This is a genomic window from Streptomyces sp. NPDC048479 (genome assembly GCF_040651435.1).
Lineage (GTDB): Bacteria > Actinomycetota > Actinomycetes > Streptomycetales > Streptomycetaceae > Streptomyces.
Genome location: NZ_JBEZKA010000032.1, coordinates 50337 through 70908 on the forward strand (window position 1 = coordinate 50337; position 20572 = coordinate 70908).

17 protein-coding genes and 1 pseudogene are annotated in these 20572 nt (G+C 67.3%); 16 read left to right on the forward strand and 2 right to left on the reverse strand.

The genetic code is table 11. The features are described 5' to 3' along the window. From AB0D12_RS34330 to AB0D12_RS34350, 5 genes and pseudogenes are all read left to right on the forward strand, one after another. Nucleotides 1–414: a hypothetical protein gene (locus tag AB0D12_RS34330; protein ID WP_362691825.1), complete on the forward strand. Its 414-nt coding sequence runs from the start codon at nt 1–3 to the stop codon at nt 412–414. A gap of 408 nt (nt 415–822) precedes the next feature. Next, a pseudogene (locus AB0D12_RS34335) lies at nt 823–1270 on the forward strand (helix-turn-helix domain-containing protein); the annotation flags it as partial. 417 nt (nt 1271–1687) lie between these two features. Beyond that, complete coding sequence (locus AB0D12_RS34340) at nt 1688–1933, forward strand: hypothetical protein (protein WP_362691828.1); 246 nt, start codon at nt 1688–1690, stop codon at nt 1931–1933. Beyond that, the gene (locus AB0D12_RS34345; protein WP_362691831.1) at nt 1930–2505 is read left to right on the forward strand and encodes a sigma-70 family RNA polymerase sigma factor; all 576 of its coding nucleotides are present in this window, start codon (nt 1930–1932) and stop codon (nt 2503–2505) included. The genes AB0D12_RS34340 and AB0D12_RS34345 overlap by 4 nt, the downstream gene beginning before the upstream one ends. Further along, a complete protein-coding gene (locus AB0D12_RS34350) occupies nt 2502–3530 on the forward strand; it encodes a hypothetical protein (protein WP_362691834.1) in 1029 nt (342 codons plus the stop codon). The genes AB0D12_RS34345 and AB0D12_RS34350 overlap by 4 nt, the downstream gene beginning before the upstream one ends. A gap of 122 nt (nt 3531–3652) precedes the next feature. On the opposite strand, the gene AB0D12_RS34355 is transcribed toward AB0D12_RS34350, so the two are convergent. After that, nucleotides 3653–5380 (reverse strand): Helicase associated domain protein, encoded by a 1728-nt coding sequence (locus AB0D12_RS34355; RefSeq protein ID WP_362691877.1) that lies wholly within the window; start codon nt 5378–5380, stop codon nt 3653–3655. Between the two features lie 250 nt (nt 5381–5630). Between AB0D12_RS34355 and AB0D12_RS34360 the strand changes: the two genes are divergently transcribed. The 11 genes from AB0D12_RS34360 (at nt 5631) to AB0D12_RS34410 (ending at nt 18876) form a co-directional block, all read left to right on the forward strand. Further along, nucleotides 5631–6782, forward strand: coding sequence for a tyrosine-type recombinase/integrase (locus AB0D12_RS34360; protein WP_362691837.1), 1152 nt, complete (start codon nt 5631–5633; stop codon nt 6780–6782). After that, nucleotides 6742–7851 (forward strand): tyrosine-type recombinase/integrase, encoded by a 1110-nt coding sequence (locus AB0D12_RS34365; protein ID WP_362691840.1) that lies wholly within the window; start codon nt 6742–6744, stop codon nt 7849–7851. The genes AB0D12_RS34360 and AB0D12_RS34365 overlap by 41 nt, the downstream gene beginning before the upstream one ends. Nucleotides 7852–7856: 5 nt before the next feature. Then, nucleotides 7857–10103, forward strand: coding sequence for a tyrosine-type recombinase/integrase (locus AB0D12_RS34370; RefSeq protein WP_362691880.1), 2247 nt, complete (start codon nt 7857–7859; stop codon nt 10101–10103). Then, complete coding sequence (locus tag AB0D12_RS34375) at nt 10093–10536, forward strand: DUF6262 family protein (protein ID WP_362691842.1); 444 nt, start codon at nt 10093–10095, stop codon at nt 10534–10536. The genes AB0D12_RS34370 and AB0D12_RS34375 overlap by 11 nt, the downstream gene beginning before the upstream one ends. 232 nt (nt 10537–10768) lie before the next feature. After that, a complete protein-coding gene (locus AB0D12_RS34380; RefSeq protein ID WP_362691844.1) occupies nt 10769–11110 on the forward strand; it encodes a helix-turn-helix transcriptional regulator in 342 nt (113 codons plus the stop codon). 1325 nt (nt 11111–12435) lie between these two features. Next, complete coding sequence (locus AB0D12_RS34385) at nt 12436–13524, forward strand: hypothetical protein (RefSeq protein WP_362691847.1); 1089 nt, start codon at nt 12436–12438, stop codon at nt 13522–13524. A gap of 452 nt (nt 13525–13976) precedes the next feature. Next, nucleotides 13977–14966: a hypothetical protein gene (locus AB0D12_RS34390; RefSeq protein WP_362691850.1), complete on the forward strand. Its 990-nt coding sequence runs from the start codon at nt 13977–13979 to the stop codon at nt 14964–14966. Next, entirely contained in the window at nt 14963–15583 is a 621-nt protein-coding gene (locus AB0D12_RS34395) for a hypothetical protein (protein WP_362691853.1), read from the forward strand. Before AB0D12_RS34390 ends, AB0D12_RS34395 begins: the two co-directional genes overlap by 4 nt. Continuing rightward, nucleotides 15577–16851, forward strand: coding sequence for a ThiF family adenylyltransferase (locus tag AB0D12_RS34400; RefSeq protein WP_362691856.1), 1275 nt, complete (start codon nt 15577–15579; stop codon nt 16849–16851). Before AB0D12_RS34395 ends, AB0D12_RS34400 begins: the two co-directional genes overlap by 7 nt. Then, nucleotides 16848–17333, forward strand: coding sequence for a Mov34/MPN/PAD-1 family protein (locus AB0D12_RS34405; RefSeq protein ID WP_362691859.1), 486 nt, complete (start codon nt 16848–16850; stop codon nt 17331–17333). The genes AB0D12_RS34400 and AB0D12_RS34405 overlap by 4 nt, the downstream gene beginning before the upstream one ends. A gap of 67 nt (nt 17334–17400) precedes the next feature. Continuing rightward, a complete protein-coding gene (locus AB0D12_RS34410; RefSeq protein WP_362691862.1) occupies nt 17401–18876 on the forward strand; it encodes an SAVED domain-containing protein in 1476 nt (491 codons plus the stop codon). A 47-nt stretch (nt 18877–18923) separates the two neighbouring features. Here AB0D12_RS34410 and AB0D12_RS34415 read toward each other — a convergent pair whose 3' ends face one another. Further along, the gene (locus AB0D12_RS34415) at nt 18924–20186 is read right to left on the reverse strand and encodes an IS110 family transposase (protein WP_362691865.1); all 1263 of its coding nucleotides are present in this window, start codon (nt 20184–20186) and stop codon (nt 18924–18926) included. Nucleotides 20187–20572: the final 386 nt, after the last annotated feature.

A 20572-nucleotide genomic window follows, 5' to 3' on the forward strand; every position in this document is an offset into this window, starting at 1 on the left:
ATGGTGAATGCACCCGCACGTGAATGCGTGCTCGACTTCGTCTCAGCACTGGCGTCGGTGAGGCAGTCGATGGTCACCAGTTATCCAGCACTGAAAACGCTTTCTGACGTGATTCCGCTGGTCAGGCGTGGCGGTATGGATCGACGTGGTACCTCGCGTGACGGTGTGGACTACGCGGTTCATGGAATCGGTTGCAGGATGGTCGATCAGGAGGGCAGGGAAGTAGATGTCGACTTTCTGCCGGATGGGTCGGAAGTCTTCGATGATTGGCGAGTGATTCGCTTCATTGAGAGCTTGGATAACGGACTTGATATTTCTCGGGAGGATGTCTTGTCATCTTGTCGTGAACTGGCCCGTGGTGGAGTTCTCGGAGAGGTTAGAACGGGCTGGTTCAGCGCTGTCGTTCTGCAGTGAGTAGCGCTGAAGGTTGAGGTGTCACCTGGTCAAGTGACGGGTCCCGCTCGTGGGCCCCGTTAGCGCTTGATAGTTGGACGCGAAATCCATGTACTGAGCACAGGGATTCTCCGCCTTCCACCTTGGCGTCTCCGAAATATGCAAGGCGATGCCCCGCCGGGTTTGGCCGGTTCTACTGATCCCCGCAACACCCTGGAGTTCAGGGAGTTGCGGGGATCATGGGTTTTTGAGGTGCTGAAGGCGAGGTTCTTCGAGGCACTGGATCGGGAGGACGGCAGCATCACCGCTGCCGCTCGCGCAGTCGGAGTGAACCGCAATACGGCGTTCGGATGGGCCGGTCAGGCCGGTGTCCGCGGTCGCGGGAAGCCTCGCAGGCCCGGGCATCCCGGTCGGGCGGAGTACGAGCGGCTGCGTGCGGCCGGAGTCCGACGCCGCGATGCCGCCGCGCAGGCCGGCGTCCACGAGCGCACCGCCGAGGACTGGGACCAGGGCATCCGGCAGATCGGCCACTCGCGCCTGCGCGCTGACGGCCGCCTGATTGACTACAAGACCGGTGTGACCACTACCCGTCGCCGCCACGACCCAGCCGTCCCTCGCGGCGGTCGACGCGCGGCTGCACCCCCGGTTTTTGAACGTGACCGAGCGGGAGACGATCGCTGACATGCACCGGGCCGGCCATTCGCTGCGGGCGATCGGACGGGCTCTGGGGCGACCGGCGTCCACGGTCAAGCGGGAGATCGACGCCCGGGCGGTCGACGGCGTCTATCGGCCGCACCGGGCCCAGCGGGCCTGGGCCGAGAGCCGGTCACGGCCCAAGGCATCGAAGCTCGCCGCAGACGGTCCGCTGCGTCGATACGGGGTCTTCGAAGTTAAGCGGTGCGTGTAGGTGTACGCGCTGACTTCCCGTCACTGTCAATGCCGAATGAGTGGTTGTCGGTCCTGGATGCAGGAAGCCCGTGGTCCTGGGTGATCATTTCTGTGTTTGAGGCAGAACGATCATCTGGGAGCCACGGGCATGGTCAACGATACGACGTTGCTGTTGGACCTGGACGGGGTGTCCGTCATCCGGGTCGAGCGGCTGGAGGACGGTACGCGCCGGGTGGGTCCGGCACAGCTTCTGACCCGCGCATGGGGATCCGGCCGCCCGGGAAGCGTTCGAAGGCCCGCGGGACCAATTGTCCGGCCCACGAGTTCACGATCATGAGCTCCTCGCCCCCTTAACTCTTGCCCGGCCTCAAGGACGGGCCCGTAGTACGAGCAGGGGGGATCCCTGATGGACCCGACCACGGCCGTCATCGTCTCGACCGTCATCGCCAAGGCCTGCACGCTGCTGGCACTTTGGATCCGCCTGCGCTGGCGGGCACGCCGTGAACAGCAGCGGCAGCGATACCTTCTTCAGGTCACCGAGACGGTGGCCCTGAACGGCCAGGTCGAGCTCGATGACCGGGACAGCGACGGCCACCGCCTGCAAGTGAAGATCACCCGCACTCCGGTTCCAGGGGAGGACCAGGCAGCGTGAGCAACCATGACCCGGCAAACAGCGCCGACCGACCTGCGGCCACGCCCGCACCCCCCGGCCCGTCCGGCCAACGCCAGCGCGCCCGGCAGCAGACGGACGAGGAGTTCTCCGCCTTCTACCGCGAGAACATCCGACCCCTGACCGGCTTCCTGATCAACCACGGCGCCGGCGTTCAGGTGGCCGCGGACATTGCCCAGGAAGTCATGACCGATGCCTACCGGAACTGGGAGCACATCACTCATCCGAAGGCCTGGGTCCACAAAGCCGCCTCACGCGCGCTCGTGCGCAAGGTCGCCTCCGTCGAAGAACCTGTCGACTACGTACCTGAACCCACCTCCCTGGTGCCCCGGCCCGACGCTATCGCGGAATGGGAGGCCCGGCACGACGCGCTACCCCTGCTATGCAGCCTGCCGATGAAGCAGCGCCAGGCCATGGCCTGGACACTGGCAGGCTTCACCCCCACCGACATCGCCGACCACCTGGGGCTGCTGGCCGAGAACGTACGCGCCAACCTGAAAAAGGCCCGCCGCACCGCAGCCGCCTACCTCAAGGCACGGGAGGAGGACCAGTGACCCGCCACCCCAACGTCCACGACCAGGCCGCGCACCACTGGCTCACCCAGCACCAGCACGCCCTGACCCGCGCCCTCGACGACCTCCTCGACGCCGAAGCAGGTCTGCGCGAAATCCTCCTCCACTCCCGCTACGACACCGCCACAGACGACCTTGACACCATCCTGGACACCGAAGCAGGCCTTGCCGCCATCCTCCCCGCCCCCCTGACCCCACCGGCGGACACACAGGACACGCCGCACCACCACACCGACGCAACGGAACTCCTCCGCGCGCTCAGTCCCGCAGACCGCATGACCCTGCGCAACAACCCCGACGTCAAAACAGCCAGCTTCGACCTCGACCGCGACCGCGACCTCGACCGCGACCTCGACCGCGACCTCGCCCGCGCCCGCACTATCGACCTCGCCCGCAACCTCGCCCACGCCCTCGACCGCGACCTCGACCGCCACCTCGCCCGCCACCTCGTCCGCGACCTCGACCTCGCCATCGGCCTCGCCCGCCACCTCGTCCGCGACCTCTACGCCGCCCTCGCTCGCGACCGCGGCCTCTACGGCGCCCGCGACCTCGCCCGCGACCTCGTCCGCGACCTCGACCGCGCCCGCGCCCGCGACCTCGACCTCGACCGCGCCCGCGCCCGCGCCCGCGACCTCGACCTCGCCCTCGACCTCGACGGCGCCCTCGCCCTCGACCTCGACGGCGCCCGCGCCATCGGCATCATCGTCGACATTCGTACCGCCGAGGTTGGCCGGGCCATCGGCCTGGCACTCCGCCGGGAGCCCCCCGCCCTCGACAAGGACTCGCTGCACGCGCTCCTGGACGACTTCACTACCACCGACCTGCGCAACGCCGACCTGACCGGCATCGACCTCAGCGGTATCCACTGGTCCGAACACACCACACAGTGGCCGCCAGCCATCGACGTCGAAGGCCTCAAGGCCCGCTCGGACGAAACCCCGCCCGGCAGCGGCACCTGGATCGTCCGGTCCGGCACCGCCACCATCCGCGACCTCGCCGAACGGTAAGACGTACTGGAAGCTGACGACGCCCTCTCCAGCTTGAGCGCTCCGACCTGCGCAAAGAGGACACAGCTTCTCAGACTGATCAACGAAGGCATACGAAAGCGGGAATGGAACACGCGAGCCCCCTATGCCCAGCGCATTCCGATGGCGGACAGCTGCTCCACCCGTTCCGGCGTCAGCGTGGCGGCCCTGCTCCGCTGGTTGCTGACCCATGCCCCCAGGCGGAACTGAAGCTCCCGGCCGTCCTCGGAGAGCACCGGCTCGATGTGCTTGCGCGGCACCTTCAGGTGGCCTTCGCGCTGGTAGAACTGCTGGGCGGCGGTGTGGTGCAGCGCCCACTTGTCGGCCTGGCTGGTGCGGGGCTTGGGTTTCTCGTCCTCGCTGGCGGGTGTGATGCCGAGGACTTGTTCGCACATCCACTGCTGTACGCCGGTGAGCTTGTCCCAGCCGTGGCGCTGGGCGCGGACCCACCGGCCGAGGTCTTCGCCCTGGTGCACGACGACGCCGGGTTCGGTGGGCAGTTCGCTTCCGACCTCTTCGAGGTGGAGGCGGGTGAGGTGGAAGGCGCGTTGCCATTCGACCGGCCAGGTGGGGCACCAGGACGGGTCGATGTCCTCCAGCTGCTCGTGCCGCTCCGGTGACATCGCCCCGGTCCATGATTGGACGGGGAGCCCTTCGGCCTGGCGCTGTTCAAGCTCCTGGGCGTGCCGGGCGGCGGCGCGGGCGTTCTTCAGCCAGATGCCCACCTTGTAGCCCTGGTGGGCGGCGTCCAGCGGCGCCAGGAGGTGGCCGTTCTCGGAGGCCCACCCACGCGCTGCCGACAGACCTTCCTCCCAGGCGACGTCGTAGTGCGACCAGACCATGCCGAGCTTCTCCAGCTGGTCGACGCGGTCTTCGTCCATGTCGCCGCGGGCGTAGAAGCGGCGGGCGTCGGCGGTCCACTGCCCGAGGGGGAAGTTGGCGAGCGAGGCCGGCCACCCCACCCCTTCGGCCTCCTCGCCCTCGGGGACGCGGTACGTGAACGGCACCCGCAGGTCGCCGTGCTCGCGGGCGAAGATCACGGCGGCCTCTACCCCGCGCCGCCAGTGCTCGTGCTCCGGGTTGAGGACGCGCAGGTTGATGAACGCCGCGAGCGCGGCCGGGTCGCGCGGCACAGAGAACTTCAACAGGGCCTTCGCGGGGGCGCTGACGACGCCCCCGGAGCCGTCGCCGCTCCCGCCCGTGCTCTTCCCGCTCTCGTCCTTGCTCACGGGCTTGTAGCGGCTCGGGGCCTGCTGCTCCGCGAGCGTCTCCACGATCCGCGCATCGTGCGCCCTCAGCGCCTCCAGCAGCTTCGCCAAGCCGCCGAACGCCCGGGACGTGAGCATGTTGTCCGCCGTCTCGCCGGGCCCGAGCAGGATCGGCACCACGAGCGACGCCATCTTGCCCTCGCCGGGCTGCACCCGCAGCGCCCGCCCCACGGCCTGGACCAGGTCGGGCATGGAGCCGCGCACATCCGCCCAGTAGACGGAGTCGCAGTTCTTCGTGTCGACGCCTTCCCCGAGGACCTTCACGGACCCCAGGTAGCCCTTCTCCACGACCGTGCCGTCGCCTGCGATGCCGTCGGCGAACTCACCCAGGACGCGGCGGCGGTGGAGCGGCTTGTGCTCGCCGCACAGCCAGTTGGCCCAGATCGTGGCCGGGTACAGCTCGGGGTCGCTGGCGTGCAGCTGCGCGGCGACGTTCGGGAGGCCGGCCGCGAAGGCTTCGGCCTCCTTCACGACATGGTGGAAGACCAGCGTGCGCCGGAAGTTCTCCTCCGCGGACGCCTTCACCAACGCGGTCTGCAGCGCTGCGAGCCGGGCCCCGCGCATCTCGTCCGACCGCCCCTCCGCACCCAGGAGCTGCGCGGCCTGGAAGTGGGTGTCGGTCACGTCCACGCACACCACCTGGTACGGCGACCCTTGGGTATTGCATTAGGTGGGTGAGTTGTCGCAGGTCGTGAGGTCGCTATGGCGCTGCTAAGCCTTCATACGCTACTCCGAACCCGGCTGTTTATCAGGGCAGTTGAAGGTTTGATCCCGTCTGATGCAGGATTTGCCCAGGAGACGGGAGGTCCTGGGAGTGGGTTCTCGACGCAGGAGCGATCTTGCCGGTGCCGCGCATCTGGAGCTGGTCGCTGGCGTGGTGCAGTTGCGGCCGCAGGACGCGATGGTGGAGGCGATGTTGCGGGGATGGCGTGCTCAGCAGGCCGCGCGCGGGCTGAAAGCGGACACGGTCGAAGCGCGGGAGCGGACCGTGCAACGCTTCCTGGAGTTCACGAACGAGTACCCCTGGGTGTGGACGCCGGCTCACGTGGATGAGTGGTCGGCCTCCTTGATGGGGGAGAGGCATCTGGCTCCGTCCACTGTGCGTGCGTACCAGTGCGAGCTGCGTTTGTTCAGTGAGTATGTGACCGATGCACGTTATGGGTGGGCGGAGGCGTGTGAGGCGGAGTTCGGAACGCATCCGGTGGCGATCTGCCACGAGTGGAACACGATCGCTCATCTGAACGGCTATGAGGGTGATCCGGAAGCCCGGCCCTTCACCCGCGAGGAGTTGCAGCGGTTCCTCGATTATGCCGATGAGCAGGTCGATCGTGCGGTGCGCGCCAGACGCAAGGGCGCGCTCGTGGCATACCGGGATGCGACCTTGTTCAAAGTTGTCTATGGCTGGGGTTTGCGGCGCACGGAAACATCGAAGCTCGATCTCGTCGATTTCGGCCGTAACGCGAAGGCGCCGCAGTTCGGCCGCTACGGGATGCTGAACGTGCGCTACGGAAAGGCCAAGCGGGGACAGCCGCCGAGGCGCCGGAACGTTCTGGCGGTGATGGACTGGGCGGTGGAGGCGGTGCGGGACTACGCCGAGAATGTTCGGCCGAGATTCGGCTGTACGGAGCACCCTGCCTTGTGGCTGACCGAACGGGGAGGCCGGGTCAAGCCCGCAGAAATCAATGCCCGGTTCGTCGCCTACCGCGACGCGTTGGGCCTGCCCCGTGCACTCGTCCCGCACTCGCTGCGCCACTCCTACATCACTCATCTCACGGAGGACGGGGTGGACCGGCGGTTCCTGCAGCTTCTCTTGAGTCCTCTGGACTGTGTCCTTGACGTGCAGCACGGGCCTGGGGTGGGCGGAGATCTGTGTGGTGGAGGTGGTTATCTACCGCCGTCCATCACGCAGTTCCCCAGGAGGTCTGATGCTGGTGCAACGGGTGCTGATGCCCGCCTCGTCGCTTGAGTCGTGGACCGTGCTCGGCGACGAGGGCGGCATAGTCGAGCCGATCGAGCGGTACCTCTCCTATCTGACCGACATCGAGCGGTCGCCGAACACGGTCAAGGCATACGCCCATGATCTGAAGGACTGGTTCGTCTTCCTCGGCCGACGGGGCCTGGACTGGCGCGAGGTCCGGCTGGAGGACCTGGGCGAGTTCGTCGCCTGGCTCCGCCTGCCGCCCGCAGGCCGCGACGGCCGCGTCACGATGCTGCCGTCGGCGGAACATCACTGCGGGGTGACCACGGTCAACCGGAAGCTGTCCGCGGTCAGTGGTCTGTACGTCTTCCACGCACGCCACGGTGTGGATCTCGGCGATCTCGTCACTGAGCTGCAGCCGGTCCGTGCGCGACGCACAGGCTGGAAGCCGTTTTTGTATCACCTGGCCGGCGGCCAGCCCGAGCGGCGTCGCACGATCAAGCTGAAGGCGCCGCGCACGTATCCGACGATCCTGACCGCTGCCCAGGTCCAGGTGATCCTGGACGCCTGCACCCGGCTGCGGGACCGGTTCTTGTTCGCGCTGCTGTGGGAGACGGGGATCCGGATCGGTGAGGCGCTCGGGCTCCGGCACGAGGACCTGGCCGCGGCGGAGGGCGAGTTGACGGTCACGCCGCGGGTCAACGACAACCGGGCTCGGGCCAAGTCCGCTTCTCCTCGCACGATCCCGATCGGCCCCGAGGTGATCCGGCTCTACGCGGACTATCTGCACGGCGAGTACGGCGACCTGGACAGCGACTACATCTTCGTCAACCTCTGGGGCGGCTCCTACGGACGTCCGCTGACCTACGCGGCCGTCTACGACCTGGTGCTGCGGCTCCGCCGCGACACCGGGACCGACTTCGACCCCCACTGGTTCCGGCATACCCGGGCGACCTTGCTTCTGCGCCGCAAGGTGCCCATCGAGGTGGTCAGCGCCATCCTTGGCCACTCCTCGATCGCCACCACGATCGACATTTACGGTCATCTGTCCGCCGAGGACGCCCGCCGCGCTCTGGAGGCCGCCGGATTCCTGACCGGACAGGAGGTGCGGGCGTGAGCGAGATGGCATCTGCCGTTCCGGCTCCCGGTTCGGGACTGTTGGGCAAGCTTATGGCCGCCGTCCGGCCGGAGTTCCGCGTCGATGTGTTCATCCCCGCCCCCGGGGAGCTGATCTTCGGCCTGGGATCCTGCCGGGTTCCCGGATGCCCGCGCCAGCCCCGCACCCGCCGGCTCTGCCGCGGCCACTACTACCGCTGGCAGCGACGCGGGGGCCCGGACATGGAGGCGTTCATCGCCGATCCCGGCCCCGGCCCGGTCGGACGGACCGAACTGACGGCCTGCGCTGTCACCGGGTGCCGCTACGGTGCGGCCCGCCAGGGACTCTGCGTGAGCCACCACGGTTTCTGGGAGCGGGCGGGCATGCCCGGCAGGAAGAAGTGGACGGCGGGCCTGCCCGTGGTCGAAGACGATGGCCATCGGGTCTGCCGACTGTCGTTCTGCGCCCTGTGGGTCCAGGGGAAGTCGCCGTTCTGCCACAACCACAAGTCCCGCTGGTATGCCGTCGGAAGCCCCGAGACCGAGGAGTTCGTACGCCGCTGCGAGGCCGCGGGAGACGACCGCTTCGACTTCCGGCCGCTGAAGGCAAAGCGCCAGCTGAGGCTGGAGCTGCAGTACGCGCTGCAGTGCCGCCACGACGAGCGGCAGGTCAACACCCACAGCTCGGCTGCCGGCCCGGTGATCCGGCTGGCCGCCGCCAGCGGCACCGCGTCGTTGCTGGAATGGCCGATCGAGCGGTGGAGCGAGTACTACGCGGCCGAGACACGTGGCTCCTGCCACGGCCAGAACGGGCAACTGGCGTTCTTGCGCTATGCGTACACGCACCTGGAGGATCTCGCCCACGGCAGCGGTTGGGAGAGCGAGTTCCCGCGCGATGTGTGGGAACTACGCCGGCTCGGGATCGACGGCACCCGGGCCCGGTTGCGCTTCGACCGCATCACCCAGCCGTGGCTGCGCGAGCCGGCCAAACGGTTCGTGCGCTGGCGGCTGAGCATCGGCCGCAGTGTCAACCAGGCCGTCGTCGATCTCCTGGCGCTCAACCGGTTCTCCGGATTCCTGGCCGCCCCACAGGTCGCCGCAGGCGATCTCGCCGCCGTCGACCGGGCAGTACTCGAACGCTATCTGGCCGCCCTCGCTCTCGATATGCGATCGGTGCACTCGCGCAGCCGGGACATCGGTTCGCTCAACGCGTTCTTCCACGCCATGCGCCGCCACGACTGGGGACCGGCCCTGCCGGCGAACGCGGCCTTCTACCCCGACGACTTCCCACGGCCCGACAAGCGGCTGCCCCGAGGGCTGGCCGAACACGTGATGGCTCAGGTCGAGCAGAGCGCCAACCTCGACCGCTGGCACACCCCCGACGGGCGTGCGCTCACCTTGATCCTGATGCGCTGCGGGCTCCGGGTCGGCGACGCCTGCAACCTGGCCTTCGCCTGCATCGTCCGGGACGCGGACGGCGCCGCCTACCTGCGCTATCTCAACCGGAAGATGAAGCGCGAGGCCCTGGTCCCCATCGACGAGGATGTCGAAGGCGAGATCACAGCCCAGCAGCAGCGCGTCCTTCAGCGCTGGCCTGACGGTAGCCGGTGGCTGTTCCCGGCCCCGCGGATGAACCCCGACGGCACCCGGCCACTGACCACGCACTCCTATCGCGGACAGCTCGACCGCTGGCTGGAGCGGTGTGACGTCCGCGATGAACACGGCCGCGCGGTGCATCTGACGCCCCATCAATGGCGCCACACTCTCGGAACCAGGCTGATCAACCGGGATGTCCCGCAGGAAGTCGTACGTGTGATCCTTGATCACTCCTCCGGCGAGATGACTGCTCATTATGCGCGGCTGCATGACACCACCGTCCGCCGGCACTGGGAGAAGGCCCGCAAGGTCAATTCCAAGGGCGAGAGCGTCACCGTCGACCCCGACGGTCCGCTCGCCGAGGCCAACTGGGCCAAGCAGCGGCTCGGCCGCGTGACCCAGGCCCTGCCCAACGGCTACTGCGGGCTGCCGGTTCAGAAGGTCTGTCCACATGCCAACGCTTGCCTGACATGCCCGATGTTCGTCACTACCCCCGAGTTCCTGCCGCAGCACCGCGAACAGCGCCAGCAGCTACTGCAGATCGTCTCCGCCGCCGAGGCCCGCGGCCAGTCACGCGTGGTCGAGATGAACCGCCAGGTCCTGGGCAACCTGGAGAAGGTCATCACTAGTCTGGAATCCGAGCCCGACGAGCCGGAGGCGACTGCTGATGCGAGCTGACAACAGCCAGCACATCGTCGATGCCGCCCGTCGGCGCAGCGAGTACACCCGCTCCAAGGCCGTCCAGGCGCTCCGCGCCCTCGATGCCGAGGGCGAGCGCGTCACCTTCGAGACGGTGGCGAAACGAGCAGGTGTCTCCCGGTCCTGGCTCTATGCCCAGCCGGACTTGCGAGCGGAGATCGAGCAACTTCGTGCAGTACATCGCCGAGCACCCGCGTCCCCGCTGCCTGCACGTCAACGCACATCCGACGCGTCTTTGCTGCGCCGGCTCGAAGCCGCCGGCGCCCGCATCCGCCGTCTCACCGAGGAGAACCAGCAGCTTCGCGAACAACTCGCCCGGGCCCTGGGCGAACAACGTGCGGCGACGACTCGCACAGGCCCGCCGCGAGGCGGCGCGAGCAATGCCAGGTCGGTAACGATCGGCCCGTGCTGAAAGGACGTCAGATGCCCCCAACCGCTACGTCCTGCACAGCGACCACGACACAAACACACAGGTCAGCAGCCTGGCCCGACAACGAACTCAAGATAATCCAGCAACAGGTCGGTCACGAGTGCGACAGTTCTCTTGCCACCTATACCCATGTCAGCGACGCCTTCATGAACAGCGCTCTGCAGCGGGCGCTCGCACCTGCCTTTGCCGAGCCGTCGGCCGTAGGCGGGCACGGATGAACGCGAAGCTCGACTACCGATGGCACCTGCGGCACGTCATGGCGGACCGTGGCATGTTCTCCACCACCGACCTGATTGCGCCTCTTGCGGCGCGCGGCATCACCTTGTCCACCAGCCAGGTCTACCGGCTGGCCGTGGAACGACCGGAGCGGCTGAGTCTGAAGATCCTCATGGCGTTGCTCGACATCCTCGACTGTTCGATGGACGATCTCATCGAGCCTGTCGTGGCGGTCGGGTCCGCAACGATGAAGAGGGCCGCAGCGGGCGGGGCCGGTGGCGAACATGGGGTCGGCGATCTGAGGCCCAAGCGTGCCCGTATCAGCAGGGCCGACGAGTGACCTCCGCATCCGAGGCCGAGTACGCCTCCGATCCAGTCCAGCGGATCGTCTCCCACGTCTGCCTGATTGAACAGCATCTCTCTCCTGACCAGGTGCGCGATGTCATCGTGAGCATCACTTCCGAACGGTCTAAACGGCGCCGTCTGGCCGATGCGTTGGAAGCCGATCCGCAGGTACTGCGTACCGGCCGTCCGCCGGCTCCGAAAGCTGTTGCCGAACTGCTCTTGGCCTTACGGGCAGCCGGCGCAGGCAATGTCGCTGCACCGCGTTGTTCACGGTGTGACGGTGAACAACGCAAGATCTCGTACTGGGCTGCCGGGGCCTGGGGGTGTGGTTCGTGCTTCGAGGAAAGCAGGCCCTGTGCCGGATGCGGTAGGGCACGCAAGATCGTCAGTCGGGATCGGGAGGGGAAGCCACGGTGCCATCGCTGCCCGGATAGCGACCCGCAAGCCATCCCCGCTCTGGCCGCGCTGATCAAGGACCGCAGCCCGGGTTTGAGTGAGCAGACGGTTGAGCGAGCGACGCAACAGGCATGCCGTTACGTGCTGCAGCAGGAGAGGATGGCCCGAGAGTTACTCGCCCGGCCCGAACTTCTCACCGGCCAGGGGCATCGCGCTTCGCAGGCAGCGCTGAGGTTCATCGACGCACTCCTCGCTGCAGGTGCCACCGGGATCACCCGTCCGTCCTGTCCCCGCTGCCACCGGACAGTGCGGCTACGGCCCATGGTCGACGGACAGCGGATTTGCAGGACCTGTTACGGGCGGGTCAGAGCCGTCCCCTGCACTGTCTGCGGTGCTGTGCGGGATCCGGCTGCCCGTGATCCCGACGGCGGGCCGGTCTGTGCAGACTGCGTCGTCAACGACCCTGCCAATCATGAAGAGTGCCGTAGCTGCGGACGCCGCCGCAGAGTCGCCACCCGTCTTGCCGATGGGCCTCGGTGTGTCAGCTGCCGTCCGCGCCAACACGTCACCTGCGCCATGTGCCGACGCACGGGACCCGGCTGGGTCTCACCCGTTACTGGTGAGCCCTGGTGCGACGGATGCGAGAAACGCTGGGCCACGTGCAGCGGATGCGGGACCACCGCACCTACACGGGGTGGAACGCGCGAGGCTCCTCTATGCGCCCGCTGCGTCAACCCGGACCCGGCTGCCTGGAGTCGCTGTAGGACCTGCGACGCTCCCTGGCAGCTCACCACCCGCACCTGCCCCAGGTGCGTTCTCGGCGGGCGGCTGCGCGAATACCTTGGTGGGCCCGGCCAGGACCTTCCTGAACGTCTCACTCCGCTGTACGAGGCCCTTCTCAACAACGGACGGCCGGACACGACCATGGCCTGGCTGAAACTGCCGAAAGTCATCACTCTGCTGCGCGCCATCGACGCCGACCCGCGCCCGTTGACTCACGCCACCCTGGACGAACTGCCCTTCAACAAGGCGGTGTCGCATCTGCGAGGCATCCTCGTTGCCACTCAAGCACTGACCGCCCGCGACGAATACCTCACACGTCTGGAACATTGGACCGCCCAGGCTCTGAAGGACCGTACCGATCCTGCCGAACACCGGATCCTTCATGGGTACGCCGTCTGGCACCATCTGCGCCGCCTCCGCAACCGTCTGAACAAGGCACCCGCCACGAGGCTTCAGGCCGCCAATGTCCGTACTCACATCACCGCGGCGGCGAATTTCCTGGACTGGCTTCGAGAACAAGGCCTCGCCCTCGCGACCTGTACCCAGCCCGACCTCGAGCGGTGGATCACCTCTCCCAACTCCACCTACCCCCGTGAAACAAGCCACTTCATCCGCTGGTCGGTCTCTCACGCGCACGCCACGGGACTGACCTACCCCGCAGTCCGTTGGATGGGCCCAGCCCACAGCATCGACAGCGAGCGTCGCTGGACCGACGTCCGGCGCCTGCTCCACGACACCACCCTCACCACCCCAGACCGCGTCGCCGGACTCCTGCTCCTTCTCTACGCCCAGCGCCCCAGAACCATTTCCCGGCTCACCATCGACCACGTGGTTCTAGAAGGTGGCTACACCCGGATCCTGTTCGGGAGCACGCCGGTCACCGTCCCTGAACCGCTCGCAGGTCTCGTCCGAGAGCTTGCTGACACACGCAAAAAGCGCTCCAGCCCCCACACCCCAGACGCAAGCCCCTGGCTGTTCCCCGGACGCCGTCCCGGCGAACACATCGACTTCGCCGCCCTCGACGAGCGGCTGAAGAGAATGGGACTGCGCCCCCGCCCGGACCGTTCAACTGCCTTGTTCACCCTGGCGGCCGGGCTCCCAGCAGGGTTCCTGGCCCGCATGCTCGGGATCCAGGTCGACGTCGTCGTCATCTGGCAGCAGATCGCGGCAGGAGACTGGGCCGCCTACGCAGCCGACGTAGCCCGCCCCCAAGATCAAGGGCCTCGCTGATTCGTCTGAAAGGACGCGGCATACGGGCTGGTATCCCATTCAGATGGTGGACTCAGTTATTCCAACCCTTGGAATACCCCCCAGTACCGGTGGGAACGTCCGCGCCTGCCCGAGGTGACGGGGGAGTGAGTGGGAGCTCGACAGCAGCAAGTACTTCCGTGAGGCCATCGGCAGGCCATCCCCGCAGCTCCCAGCCCGCAACTTGCTCACCCACCCGCCACCTCCTTGAATCCCGGCCCGCCGTCGAGGGGCCGTCAGCACGGGGAGGGGATCCTGGCGCTGTGCCGTACATCCTTGATCGACTATGCGGCTTTCAGGCGGTGTTGTCAGTGGTGCCGCCTACGCTGAACGGGAGTGGCCTAATGCCTCCCGAACGCGGACGAAGCCTGCCCCACCAGGCGGCCGAACTCGGTGTGCGACCAGGGCTGAACACGCAAGATCGAGGAGGCACGATGCGGATCGACGAGGCGTTCGACGACTTCCAGAAGAGCGTCAACGAGGACATCGACCAGACCAGGCTCGCCCGGGATCGACGCGACCTGTTCAGGAAGGCGCTGGGCAGCGAACCCGATGTCGCCGAGGTCTTCGGCTCCGGCTCGCTGAGTCGCAGCACCCAGCTCAAGCCCATTCACGACGTCGACGTCGTTGTCGTCTACGACGCTGTCCAGCACCCGGGCTGGGGCACCCCTGGCCTCAGCGCGGAGCAGGCCCTGGACCACACCCGCGGCCAGGTCAACCGTCTGTTGGGCAAGACCAATGGCACCCACGGCAGGGAAGTCTGGCGCGCGCTGCCGAGGAACCACGCGGTCAAGTGCTTCCTCGACGACTCCGACGACGACAGCGGCTTCACCGTCGACGTGATGCCTGCCCGCCGGCAGGCCGACGGCACCCTCCTCATCCCCGAGAAGCTGACTCAGATATGGGTGCCTGCCCATCCTGAGCACCTGATCAACCTGGTAGCCGCCCACCAAGGAGAGTGGGAGCACTTCCGCCCACTTGTCCGCGTCCTGAAGCGGTGGCGCCACGACGTTCCGGTCCCGGGCCGGATCAAGTCCCTCGTCATGGAAGTCCTCGCCCTCAACTGCATGCCCACATCCGGCAACCGCGCCAGCGGGCTGCGCACCTTCTTCACCGCTGCTGCAGCCCGCGTCAACGAAGGCGTACGCGACCCTGCCGACCTGTGCGGTGAGATCCAACCCGACCTTGACTACGACGGCCTGCAGACCGCGCTTGCCGAAGCCGCCGAGCTCGCCGACCGGGCCTGTGCCGCCGCCGCGGCAGGCGACACCGACGACGCCCTGCGGCTATGGCAGGAGATCCTGGGCGACTCCTTCCCCGCCCCGGCCAAACCCGCACGCCCCATCACCGGAGCCCCGGCCCTGATCACCGGCACGCCCGCGCTCATCACCCCCCGGCCGATCAAAGACGCACCCCAGGGATGACGACCAGCCCCGACCCTCGAAGGCCCACGCACCCTGACCCCATCACGTGGTGGGCCTGCGAGCCTCGCCGCCTCAAGCGGGACCAGCGAGAGATCACCGCTGCCTTCCCCGACCTGCTCTACGACGGCGAAGGTGCCGGTAGCTGGCACGGCACGCTACCCCTGTGGCCGTTCGACCGACCCCAGCCCCCGTACCTCACCGACTGGATGGGAACCACAGGGCTGCGCGTCGCCATGGCCTTCCCGCAGGCCTACCCGATGGTGCCGCCCCACATCTTCCCCCTTGACCCGGTTCCCGAGCTGGCCGAGTGGACGCAGTCACGCTGGCACGTCAACGGCGACGGCACCCTGTGCCTCCTACGAGCCCACGCCCTGTGGACGGGCCGAGAGTCTGTCGTCGATCTGCTCCTCAAAGCCGCTGCCTGGCGGGTGGAATACGCGCTGATGAAGCATGGGGCAATCTCGCAAATGTCCGACTGCGGCATCGTCGAGGACGACTGTTTCGACCACTTCCTCACTCAGCCGCCACCCACCATGGCCGCCGCGGACAACATCCTGACGGCTCCACACGACACAGCACCGGACCACCAAGACGCCGGGAGCGAACCCTTGTGCTGATCCTCGTTCCCCACCACGCAGCAGCCACCATCCGCCAGGCCGGCCCCTGGGGTCTGATGACCCTGCGCAGCAACCACGAAAACCTGGCAGTCATCCGAGGAATCTCCACTCGGGACGGCGCGATTCTCCCAGTCGACGCCTCACCTGGCCAGAACCTGCTCGCCGCCGGCGACGGAAGCCTGTCCGGCTGCTGGTACCGCGCGGCCCCCATGCTCCACCTTCAATGGCGCCAACTGCGCGGCAGACTCCGCACAGGCATCCCCCTGTCCGTATTCCAAGAGCACCTCACCAGCGGATTCAAGAATCCCGGCCACAATCCCTACATCGCCCTGACCTACGCCCCGGACCTGAAGGACACCTTTCCCGAGCACGACGTGTCCGACATCGTCGTCTGGCGTGTCGGCCGCGACGGCGTTTACCCCCTCAACTCCCTCGTCGAGCCGACGATCACCGGCATAGGCCAACTCCACGACCACTGGCCCGTCCAGGACCTTCAAACAGCACGCGTCATGCTCGTCGGCACCGGCAGCATCGGATCCGCCACCGCCCACGCCCTCGCCGGCTACGGCATTGGGCACCTCACCCTCGTCGACCCCGACCGGCTTTCCTGGCACAACCTCGTACGCCACACCACTGCCCGCCGCCACGTCGGCCGCCCCAAAGCCACTGCCCTCGCCGAAGAACTCACCCCGCTCCGCCCCGACACCACGGTCGTTCCCCTCGTCCTCGACATCGTCGAGGACGCCGACCGGATCAGACCGCTGCTCAAAGAGTGCGACCTCGTCGTCTGCGCTGCCGACGGCGTCGGCGCCCGCCGCGTCACCGGACACCTCACCCGCCGCGCCGGCATCCCCGCCGTCATGGCCTGCGTCCTGCAGGACGGCGCCATCGGCGAAATCCTGCGACTGAGACCCTGGCCCCAGCACGGATGCCTCACCTGCCGACGCCAGACCCTCGCCGAGCGCGGCGGCATCGACCCCGAACCTGCACTCGATGCCGGATACGGCACCGGAACCAGACACCGGCCGATGACCGCAGTCGGCCCCGACCTCCACCTCGTCGCCCACCTCGCCGCCAAGACCGCCGTCGCCACCCTCCTCGAACGCCACGGACACCCCGACCAGCGGCTCCCCGGCGAACACGCACTCATCAGCCTGCGCCGACAGCCCGACTGCGCACCGCCCTTCGACCTGACCCGCACCGGCGAGATGCGATGGCTCCCCGCAACACCCCCACGCCCCGGATGCCCCACCTGCGAATCCCCATGACCCCGCAACCCATCACCGCCATACACCTCACCCCACAAGCCGCCCACGTCATCACCCACGAGATCCGAACCGCCGACCCCACCAGGGAAACCGGAGGCATCCTGCTGGGGCACCACATCCACGACACGGTGATCGTCCGGCACGCTGGAACACCCGGACCCGACGCGGTCCAGACCCCCACCTACTTCCTACGCGACCTGGCCCACACCCAGACCTTGGCCGATCAGGCCTACGCCCAAGACCACAGCGTCTGGATCGGCGAATGGCACACCCACCCCACCAGCCACCCCGTCCCCAGCGCCCGCGACGCAGCCACCTACCACCAACTCCTCAACGACCCCGAACTCGCCTTCCACAGCTTCATCGCCGTCATCCTCAGCCTCCGCGCACCGCACTGGGACATGACTGCCTGGACCTGCCACAACAACGCAATAACCCAGGTCGCCGTACACGGACTGCCGAACCAGCCAGGGCACCAGTAACGGCCCGATACCCCCGCGACGCACACAGAACAGCGCCACACCACCCCTCGCCCCGGGAGAGCGCCCCATGAAACCTCTGCCAGCCCCGAGTCCCACCAGCGTCAGGATCACCGGCGACCATTACCAGTGGCTCATCGCCTGGGCCGGTTGCCTCACCCTCCTGCGCGAGAACGCCATCCACGCCGCCAATCCCGTCATCTCGGTCGGCGTCGAAGCCGACGACGCAGGCAACCTCGACGATGTCGTCCTGCTGCGCCGCACCCCGCCCCACACCTACACCCAGGTCAAATACGCCGTCAGCAGCTCCACACCCGTCAATGAGGAGTACCTGACCAAACCGAGTCCCACCGGCGGCCCGTCCATCCTGAAGAAGATCGCCAGGACGTGGCGCACGCTCACTGCTGACGGCATCGACGTGGACCTCGCACTCATCACCAACCGCGCGCCCGACCCGAGCGATCCCCTGATCGCCGTGCGCGACGCCCGGACCCAGCTGCTCGTGCCCAAGGGGGCCGAGGGCACAGAGAGATCGAAGATAGGCAAAGCGCGAGCCCGCTGGGCCGAGAACGCCGGGCTGAGCGACACCGAACTCCATGACCTCCTCTCACACCTGCGCTTCGACCTGTCCCGAGAACTGCCCCATGTGCAGGAACAGCTGCAGCTCCTCATGGCAGCTTCCGGCCTTCGCCACGACGGCCAAGCGGTCGACGACGGCGCGAACTGGGTCGCGCAGCAGGTCCGGTGCGGCCACCGGACCATCACCCTCGAGATGGCCAGAGCAGCGGTCGATACTCTCAACCTGAAGACCGGACCCGCCCGCGCGGTCCTGTCGATCGCCACCCTCAAGCCTGACCCCGTGGCAGGCGAGGCGGACCACACCATCGACTGGGTCGATCGGTTCGAATCGTCCTCCGAATTCACCAAGCGCCGCCCGCTGACACCCTCCACCTGGGCACAGCTGCAGGAAGACATCGAAGCTGCCCCCGCACACCTCCACGGCAGCACCGCCATCTCCGTGACGGGAAGCCTGCGCCTGGCGCCTGCGTTCCTGACCGGCACCGCCTTCCGCATGGTCACCGGAGCCGACCTCGCCGTTCTCCAACGCGGACAGCTGTGGTCCACCAGCGACACATACGACACCGACTGCGACCCCACCGCCGAGGAACACGACATCGATCAAGGCGAGGATCTCGCTGTCGGCATCAACGTGACCGTGAGACCAAAGGACTTCACCAAAGACGTTCTCGACTACCTGCGTGAACAGAACACCCCTGCATCCAAACTCCTCGTCCTCATCCCGCCGACCGGTCCCAAGGACGGCTCCCTCCTCGACAGCCAGGCTGCCAACGCCCTCGCCGTCGGAATCCGTGACACCCTCCGCCGCGCCACCCGCACCACCCCCCGGATCCACCTCTTTCTCGCGTGCCCCATGGGACTCGCCGTCCTCCTCGGCCACCGCTGGAACCGGCTGCGCCCCACCGTGGTGTACGAGGACGTCCGTACGGCCCAGGGCTACGAGCCGGCCTTCACCGTCGAGGCCTGACCACGGGTTCGGGACTGACACGAAAATGACCCCCGTGGTTGAGCAGGTCAGGCTGTGATCGGTTCGAAGCGGACGGTCATTCCGAGGCTGTTGGCTTCCTTGATCATGCGGCGCATGGCGCGTTCGGGATCCCGGCGGGTGAAGTGGTCAGCACCGAGTTCTCGATAGGGCGCGTGGTCATGCAGGACGTGCCAGATGGCGATGGCGAGCTTGTGCATCACGGCGACCAGGGCCCGCTTGCCTCCCCGTCTGGCCGCCAGCCGTCGGAAGAAGACGCCGAGGTAGGAGTCCTTCTTCCTGATCGCGACCATGGCGGCGATCCCGAGCAGGCGTTTGAGGTTCTTGTTCCCAGGACGGGTGCGGCCGGACCGGTTCACCCCGGCCGACTCGTTCTGCCCGGGGCAGACCCCGATCCAGGACGCGAGGCGCTGGGCTGAGGCGAACTGGGCCATGTCACCACCGGTCTCGGCCATGACAATCTCCGCGGCGAGACGGCCCAGGCCAGGAATGGTGGCCAGATTGGAGAGGTCCCTCTCCTGCTCCGCCAGCAGAGCGCAGACCCGGGCATCGAAGGCCGCGATGACGCTCTTCCACCGGTCGATCTCGTCCAGGTAGTGCCGGACCATGAAAGCGTGATGGCCGGTGAACTCCCCGTCCAGAGCTTCGACGAGTTGGGGAATCTTGTTCCGGGCCCGGCCGATCGCGAGGTCGGCAAGCCGAGCCGGATCCCGTTCCCCGCTGATCAAAGCTTCCAAAATGGCCCGGCCCGTCGCGCCGGCCACGTCGCTGAGAACGGAGGAAAGCTTCATCCCAGTGTCCTCCAGCTCCTTCTCGAGCCGCTGTGCTTCCCAGCCCGCCGCCCGCGCCAGCTCAGTCCGCCGGCGCGTGAGATCCCGTAGCTCTCGAATATCGCGCCCGGGCACAAACGAGGCCATCACCATTCCTGACGCCCCGGCCCGGGCGAGAAACGCCGCGTCACTGGGATCGGTCTTGCGGCCCCGAATCCCCTTGAGGTGGGCTGGGTTGACCAGCATCAGATTGAGGTGCGGCTGCAGCAGGTAGTAGACCGGCCGCCAGTAGTCCGAGGTCGCCTCCATCACCACTACCTCGACCTGCCGTTCCAGCAGCCAGGCCAGCAAGCGCCTGACTTCAACCGTCGTGGTGCCGAACCGTTCAGTCTCCAGTGACCAGCTACCGGCCCGTTTCGTACTCGGCATCCGCACGCATGCAAGCAGAAACCTTTTGCCAAGGTCCACTCCCGCGGACCGTAGATGAATTACCTCGTCCTTCGTATCCTGGAGCCGGGCCATCCTGTTTTCCCTCCCGCCCGAACACCCCCGTGTGCGGCGGACATCCCGGAGGGGCCAAGGAAGTAGCGGAATCTGACACGCGTGCTCCAGGCTGCAGACAACTACCGCCCTGGCAACAATCCGTGGTCCCCTGGTCGGCCCCCATCGCCATCCTGTAAAACGAGCTCGCTGGCATCGCAGGCCCATCGGCTGACCGGGACGTCCGACCCCATTTTCCCGTACCCGAGGTGATCAGCGCAGCCAATCTCGCCCACCTGTAAAACGAACGGTGTAACTCCTGATCATGGAAGATGCGCCGATGACCAGTAACAACATGCCTGAACCGGAGACCGTCGAGGTGGCTGAGCCGCAGTCGGTGAAGGCCGTGGATGACCAGCTGATCGAGG

Excerpts from the sequence above, each read along its gene's own strand:
- AB0D12_RS34330 (WP_362691825.1), top strand. The coding sequence starts at position 1 with ATGGTGAATGCACCCGCACGTGAATGCGTGCTCGACTTCGTCTCAGCA.
- AB0D12_RS34340 (WP_362691828.1), top strand. The coding sequence starts at position 1,688 with ATGGACCCGACCACGGCCGTCATCGTCTCGACCGTCATCGCCAAGGCC.
- AB0D12_RS34355 (WP_362691877.1), bottom strand. The coding sequence starts at position 5,380 with ATGCGCGGGGCCCGGCTCGCAGCGCTGCAGACCGCGTTGGTGAAGGCG.
- AB0D12_RS34365 (WP_362691840.1), top strand. The coding sequence starts at position 6,742 with ATGCTGGTGCAACGGGTGCTGATGCCCGCCTCGTCGCTTGAGTCGTGG.
- AB0D12_RS34370 (WP_362691880.1), top strand. The coding sequence starts at position 7,857 with ATGGCATCTGCCGTTCCGGCTCCCGGTTCGGGACTGTTGGGCAAGCTT.
- AB0D12_RS34375 (WP_362691842.1), top strand. The coding sequence starts at position 10,093 with ATGCGAGCTGACAACAGCCAGCACATCGTCGATGCCGCCCGTCGGCGC.
- AB0D12_RS34380 (WP_362691844.1), top strand. The coding sequence starts at position 10,769 with ATGAACGCGAAGCTCGACTACCGATGGCACCTGCGGCACGTCATGGCG.
- AB0D12_RS34385 (WP_362691847.1), top strand. The coding sequence starts at position 12,436 with ATGGCCTGGCTGAAACTGCCGAAAGTCATCACTCTGCTGCGCGCCATC.
- AB0D12_RS34390 (WP_362691850.1), top strand. The coding sequence starts at position 13,977 with ATGCGGATCGACGAGGCGTTCGACGACTTCCAGAAGAGCGTCAACGAG.
- AB0D12_RS34395 (WP_362691853.1), top strand. The coding sequence starts at position 14,963 with ATGACGACCAGCCCCGACCCTCGAAGGCCCACGCACCCTGACCCCATC.
- AB0D12_RS34405 (WP_362691859.1), top strand. The coding sequence starts at position 16,848 with ATGACCCCGCAACCCATCACCGCCATACACCTCACCCCACAAGCCGCC.
- AB0D12_RS34410 (WP_362691862.1), top strand. The coding sequence starts at position 17,401 with ATGAAACCTCTGCCAGCCCCGAGTCCCACCAGCGTCAGGATCACCGGC.
- AB0D12_RS34415 (WP_362691865.1), bottom strand. The coding sequence starts at position 20,186 with ATGGCCCGGCTCCAGGATACGAAGGACGAGGTAATTCATCTACGGTCC.